The 4,909-nt window shown below is 28.5% G+C and carries 7 protein-coding genes; all 7 read left to right on the top strand.

The window, feature by feature from the left end:
- Window positions 1–233 precede the first annotated feature (233 nt).
- Window positions 234–662, top strand: coding sequence for a hypothetical protein (locus N4270_RS16940; protein ID WP_260098539.1), 429 nt, complete (start codon window positions 234–236; stop codon window positions 660–662).
- A 26-nt stretch (window positions 663–688) separates the two neighbouring features.
- Complete coding sequence (locus N4270_RS16935) at window positions 689–976, top strand: hypothetical protein (protein ID WP_260098538.1); 288 nt, start codon at window positions 689–691, stop codon at window positions 974–976.
- 170 nt (window positions 977–1,146) lie between these two features.
- Window positions 1,147–1,698, top strand: coding sequence for a hypothetical protein (locus N4270_RS16930; RefSeq protein WP_260098537.1), 552 nt, complete (start codon window positions 1,147–1,149; stop codon window positions 1,696–1,698).
- 22 nt (window positions 1,699–1,720) lie between these two features.
- Window positions 1,721–1,909: a hypothetical protein gene (locus N4270_RS16925; RefSeq protein WP_260098536.1), complete on the top strand. Its 189-nt coding sequence runs from the start codon at window positions 1,721–1,723 to the stop codon at window positions 1,907–1,909.
- Between the two features lie 235 nt (window positions 1,910–2,144).
- Complete coding sequence (locus N4270_RS16920) at window positions 2,145–2,648, top strand: hypothetical protein (protein ID WP_260098535.1); 504 nt, start codon at window positions 2,145–2,147, stop codon at window positions 2,646–2,648.
- Window positions 2,649–2,827: 179 nt separating this feature from the next.
- Window positions 2,828–3,892, top strand: a complete 1,065-nt coding sequence (locus tag N4270_RS16915) for a two-component regulator propeller domain-containing protein (RefSeq protein WP_260098534.1) — start codon at window positions 2,828–2,830, stop codon at window positions 3,890–3,892.
- A gap of 132 nt (window positions 3,893–4,024) precedes the next feature.
- Window positions 4,025–4,636: an SMI1/KNR4 family protein gene (locus N4270_RS16910; protein WP_260098533.1), complete on the top strand. Its 612-nt coding sequence runs from the start codon at window positions 4,025–4,027 to the stop codon at window positions 4,634–4,636.
- The last annotated feature ends 273 nt before the right edge of the window (window positions 4,637–4,909 follow it).

The raw sequence follows: 4,909 nt of genomic DNA, 5'->3' as shown, positions 1-4,909 counted from the left end.
TTTGTTCATCTTAACCAAAATGTAAAATACTGTTCCTACAAAAAGAACAAACAAAATTTAGAATATTTGACCTTTTAATTGACGAAAAATGAACCAAAAAAAGGTCAACCTATTTCAGTATAATACAAATGAAATCTAAAACGAAATATTCAATCATTTTAGTTGCAACTATTGGATTCATATTTCTAGTGTATAGTTCTATCAAATGGAAGTATTGGAATCACGAAAACCTTATGATTGCAAAAATCTTATTCGTGATTGGATTTATAAGTTTTATTTTATATTTCTTAGCAAAAAATTGGCGAAAAGTATTAACAAAAATAATGTTGCTTACTTTTTCAATTTCATTGATATTGAGTGTTTACTTATCATATCAATACTATGAATGGAATAAATATGTTGAGACAAAGATTGAATATGAAAAATATAATTGTGACGAATTAAAAAAACAATTTGAGGCCGATTTAAAATCTGGAGGAATAAAATATTTTCAGTACGGAATGGGACCAGATAATGAATTACATAAAAATCTTAAAGAAAAATATGGAATTCAATGTTATTCAATGGGTTGCATGAAATTTTCGCCTATAGATTGCTACAATGATCTTGTAAATAATTATTTGATAGAAAAACATAATGATTCAATTGTTAATGGTAGATAAAAATATTGAGGAGTAAGTTAAGTGGAATGAAAAAGGAATGGCTAACTAAAGGAAATCATCAAGAAATATGTTGTGGAAATTGTGGCAGTATTCAAAACGAAATTGCGGCAATGGATCATCACTCTGGAATATGCTCTAATTGCAATATAAGTTGTGTTTGGTATTATTTAACAAACGAAAATGTTGTACAAATAATTCCTGAATTTGCACCTAATTCTATAAAATTATTCATCGAATGGTGTCAATCAGAATTGGATGAGTTAGAGATAATAGAATTAATAATTGAGCTTGAAAAAATTGGAAAGCTTGATTAACTGAATAAAAACGTTGGGTAACAACGTGTATAGCTAATTGCTTTTGTTGGCTAAGTGCAGGATTTTTTCCCACAATTTACTATATTGCTTAACAAAGAATAACAGCGTGCTTGCACGCAACTAACCATACACATACACGTTGGCAGTAATTAAAACAGAAGTTATTAAATATGATAAAAATTGATTTAGATGATACATTTGATGCTACTACTGCAAGTGAAGATTTAAAAAGATTTACATTTAATTCTGAACTAAAAGACAATACTGATTTAGAATTACACGTTTTAATAAGTGAGCATCCTGACCCTTTACTTCCTAATGTATTTAATTTAGCATTTGGTCCTTTAGGAGATGATAACGAAATAGATGACGCCATTGCTGTACGTCATAAGAATCTAAATAAAGTTTTTTCTACTATCCTTTTTTTTGCAATTACATTTTTAGAAGATAATAGTGATAAACAATATTCTATTGGAATAGATGGTTCTGATGAGATAAGAGCATATCTTTATCATAGGATGTTTAGATATAATAATGATACTCTATCTGATACAATTGTTACTGTTGGTGTTGATTGGTATGTTAAACTATTAAGAAATGGCACAGATATTGAAAGAGATAGTGATGGATTACCTCTTTTTAAACCAAGACCAGAACCTTTTGATTTAAAAAGAAGTCCAAGAGATTTATATAGATATTACATCTTTTCTCTAAATAATTAAAATAAATTAATATCTTTGTATTATGAGACAAACAGTTCAAAATAAGATTACTAACCTTAAAGCTTTAGCTAAAGGTAGTGTTTCTAATTCTATTGCTAAAAGTTCTAATAGAATGGTTAATGATAATTTATCTAAATCTATTCGAACTGAAAGAGATGCAAAAGTTTTTAGAAAAGAACTTTCTATTGCTTTTAATTTAGCGAAAGAATAAAGATTTAAAAGATCCTTTAATATATAGAGCTCACTTTTTTAAGTGGGCTTTTTTTTATAAATAACTACTGCCAACAACGTGTATAATTAATTGCTGCGCAAGTTGGTTAAAACGACGGTTCTTCCCTACTTTTTAGTATATTGCTTAGCAAAGAATTATAGCGTACTTGTACGCAACTAACCATACACGTACACGTTGTAGGTAATTTAAGAAAAACCGAACTCCATATAAAATTATGTCTTTAGTTCAAGATTTAGAAAATGATAAAACTTTCTTTATGAAAGAATACAAAACTCTTGTTAAAGATCTTGAGCAAAAAAACGGAATTGAAGAAAAAGCTAAAATTAGTTTTATTGATTTGACTAAAGTTGCAGAATATTTGAATACTGTAAAACCACAATCTCATGTGAGAAATCATAAGTTTACAATTCTCGAATATCTAACTGAATTAAAATCACTCTCTGAAAATAACAATACGACAGAAATTGATTTTCTTACTCTGAAAAAAGACAAACTAAATTCTATTACTCACTTTGTAAATATCAAAAACGGATATTCAATTCGAAATAATTTAATCCATTCTTATGCTTTGATTGGAATTATTATTGACATTTTACTATCGATTAGCGGAATAGCGAAGCACTATTTTTATATACCAATCTTTATGCTGATTTTTTTAATTATTGGATCTATAAAGCACAAAAAAGCAAAATCTGAAAATAAAATATTAGAACTCTGAAAAAAACTACCTACAACAACGTGTAAAGTTCATTGCTTCTTTTTTTTGTACTTGGAATATTTTAGACAAAAACATCAGTGGTTTTGGTTTCTTTTATTAATTTTAAGCAAACCAACGCAACGAAACCTTACACATACACGTTGCCAGTAATTTGACAAAACCAGAAATACTCGAATAAAATGAACATTAATTCTATTAAAATATTCTTACTGATTTTCATTTCGAGTACTTTTTTATCCTGCAATGGACAGGAAAAAATTGAATCGAAAATAATCAAAACCAAATCGTTTGAATTTGGAAAGACTGTATCAAATCTTGCCGATAGAATTTGGGTAATATTTCAAGATTCAAAAGAAAATTATTGGTTTGGAAGTAATGGAGAAGGCATTTTTCACCTTAATGAGAAAGATTTAAAACAAATTACAACAGAGAACGGATTGGTAAACAATACAATCAGAGGAATTCAAGAAGACAAATCTGGAAATATATTTATTGAAACAGCCAACGGAATTAGTAAATATGATGGAAAATCATTAACAACTTTAAAGCCAATTGTTTCAGCAAAAAACAAATGGAAATTAGAACCTAATGATTTATGGTTTGGTTACAACGCAAACGACTTATATCGTTATGATGGAGATTCTCTTTTTGAATTAAAATTACCACGACAAAATTTAAAAAAGACATTTGGAATTGACACGCTCGTAAGTCCATTCAATAACAACAACCTTTATTCGGTTTATAAAGTCAACAAAGACAAAGATGGAAATATTTGGTTTGGGACATTCGTAGCGGGAGCCTTTCGATATGACGGACAATCATTTATGTGGTTTGGTGAAAATGAACTGTCTATACTTCCAAATGGCACAGCACCTGGAGTTCGTTCAATACTTCAAGACAAAGATGGATATTTTTGGTTAAGTAATTTTATAAGTAAATATCAAATCGAACCGCAAAAATTAGTTTATGATAAAATTATCGGAATTGAAAAAGATAATCCTTATTATTTCAATTCTGGCTTATCAGATATAAATGGCGATTTATGGATGACAAATTACGGTGGTATGGTATGGAAGTATGACGGAAAAACTTTATCAGAAATTGAAATCAATAATGAAGAAAAAGATGTTTTGCTAATTACTATTTATCAAGACAATAACGGAATAATATGGCTCGGAACAGACAATGACGGAGTTTATAAAAGTAATGGAAAAAGCTTTGAAAAGTTTGAACCAAACAACTAAAAACTACTGGCAACAACGTGTATAATTAATTGCGGTTTGATGGCTAAGCGCAGGATTTTTTCTCACAATTCACTATATTGCTTAACAAAGAATAACAGCGTACTTACACGCAACTAACCATACACATACACGTTGGCAACAATTATGAATTACAGCAATCTAGAAAATGTTTTCAATGAATTTAAATTGAAAAATTCTGAAAAAAATGTTTTTAATATACTTAATCCATACTCAAAAAAGAGGGTGAATCAATTTGAAAAAGATTTCAAAATCAAGCTACCTGATGACTTTAAGAATTTTATTACTAAATGTTCTAAAGGCATTTTAAATAATAAACCTGGCTTGAGTAATATTATGGATAAAATAGATTTAGGTTATTATCGCAAAAAAAGCAATAAATTAAACCCTTCATTAGAATTCACTCATACAAAAAGAATATACTCAGGAAGTGAAAATCAAGAAATAGATAAATATTACCCTTATGAAACTATTTACGTTAATGATCATTTAGACTATTTTCATAACGGATTTAATAATGGAGTAATTTTCATAAAAAATGCAGGCTGCTTGACAGAATATTTTATCGTTATAAACGGAGATGAAGTTGGAAATATATGGTGCGATAATAATTCAAGTAACTCTGAAATCTTACCAATCTTTGATGAAAAGACAAATAAGTCAAGAATCAATTTCACTGAATTCATTTTTAAGGAGATAAACGATTCTTTTTCATATTTTCAATAAAAATAACAGTAGCCAACAACGTGTATAGTCAATTGCTCTAGTTGGTTAAGACGACGGTTCTTCCCTACTTTTTAGTATATTGCTTAACAAAGAATAATAGCGTACTTGTACGCAACTAACCATACACATACACGTTGTGTGTAATATTGACCCGTCCTGAATATAGGCTACATAATTTTAAACATTATGTACAAAAATGACAAAATAATTAGACGGTATTCAGAACCTTTTAAACTGAAAATTTTAGACGAACTTACAACCGGAAAACACACA

Origin of the sequence: Psychroserpens sp. SPM9 (assembly GCF_025153525.1) — a bacterium.
Lineage (GTDB): Bacteria > Bacteroidota > Bacteroidia > Flavobacteriales > Flavobacteriaceae > Psychroserpens.
Note: the sequence above shows the minus strand (reverse complement) of the source record. Positions and strands in the feature narration are given on the sequence as shown.

Excerpts from the sequence above, each read along its gene's own strand:
- N4270_RS16940 (WP_260098539.1), top strand. The coding sequence starts at position 234 with ATGATTGCAAAAATCTTATTCGTGATTGGATTTATAAGTTTTATTTTA.
- N4270_RS16935 (WP_260098538.1), top strand. The coding sequence starts at position 689 with ATGAAAAAGGAATGGCTAACTAAAGGAAATCATCAAGAAATATGTTGT.
- N4270_RS16930 (WP_260098537.1), top strand. The coding sequence starts at position 1,147 with ATGATAAAAATTGATTTAGATGATACATTTGATGCTACTACTGCAAGT.
- N4270_RS16925 (WP_260098536.1), top strand. The coding sequence starts at position 1,721 with ATGAGACAAACAGTTCAAAATAAGATTACTAACCTTAAAGCTTTAGCT.
- N4270_RS16920 (WP_260098535.1), top strand. The coding sequence starts at position 2,145 with ATGTCTTTAGTTCAAGATTTAGAAAATGATAAAACTTTCTTTATGAAA.
- N4270_RS16915 (WP_260098534.1), top strand. The coding sequence starts at position 2,828 with ATGAACATTAATTCTATTAAAATATTCTTACTGATTTTCATTTCGAGT.